Below are 757 nucleotides of genomic sequence, written 5' to 3'. Positions count from 1 at the left end.
GGAATCCTTCAACGCGAAAATCAAGGCATTTCGGGCATCATCCAGAGGAGTCAGAGACATTGCTTTCTTTCTGTTCCGATTGACCAAACTTTATGCCTAACTTCCCCCCAACTTTTGCTCTTGATCCGTTTTTGGCTTTGCAGCTCAGTAAATAAGGCTGCATTTTCAATCAATGCAGCAAGGCGCAGGGACGTTTTATTTGGGAGTTTGATATTGCAGGAAAAGCATGGCCACTGTAAAACAGGTTCTGATTCCCAACCAGGGAGAAATCGATGTTTTGTATTTGAACAGGGAAGATTTGAAACCTGTATCCCGAAAGCTTTCCATCAAGCTTATCACGATTTACGACTTCCACGACCTCACGCCCATCGCTAAGGCTAAGGTTGCGGTGTTCGTTGATGAAGACGAACGAATTTACCTGATGAAAAACCGGCATGAATTCGGCGTGATCGCCTACATTAGATAGTAACCAGTCAAGAATCCGGAGAAAGATAGAGCGCACTCGTAAGCCAACTTTTTGCTGATTCCCTGATCCGGTAAATGCAGCCCTGGAAGGTGAGCACTAGCACGCCAAATTGTAGAAAAGCCGAGCAAAAGAAATAACAATTCCCCTATCCGCTGGCTGTTAATGTGTGATGGTTCGCAACATCCGCTACAGTTAGGGGTATGCTGAGTTTCTGAGAAAAAGACTATTTTCGGTTAGCTATTCCTTTTTAACCCTAACCATGTCAGCTCCTCAAATTCAAGCTCGCCAAAC

Annotated in this window: 1 protein-coding gene; it reads left to right on the top strand. The window is 44.8% G+C overall.

The genetic code is table 11. The annotated features are described in order from the left end of the window. Nucleotides 1–226: 226 nt before the first annotated feature. Complete coding sequence (locus ACYVH9_RS31615; RefSeq protein ID WP_460640451.1) at nt 227–466, top strand: hypothetical protein; 240 nt, start codon at nt 227–229, stop codon at nt 464–466. The last annotated feature ends 291 nt before the right edge of the window (nt 467–757 follow it).

This window comes from Larkinella harenae (assembly GCF_054780515.1).
Note: the sequence above shows the minus strand (reverse complement) of the source record. Positions and strands in the feature narration are given on the sequence as shown.

What these genes read in the sequence shown, in the direction of transcription:
- ACYVH9_RS31615 (WP_460640451.1), top strand. Translation starts at nt 227, where the DNA reads ATGGCCACTGTAAAACAGGTTCTGATTCCCAACCAGGGAGAAATCGAT.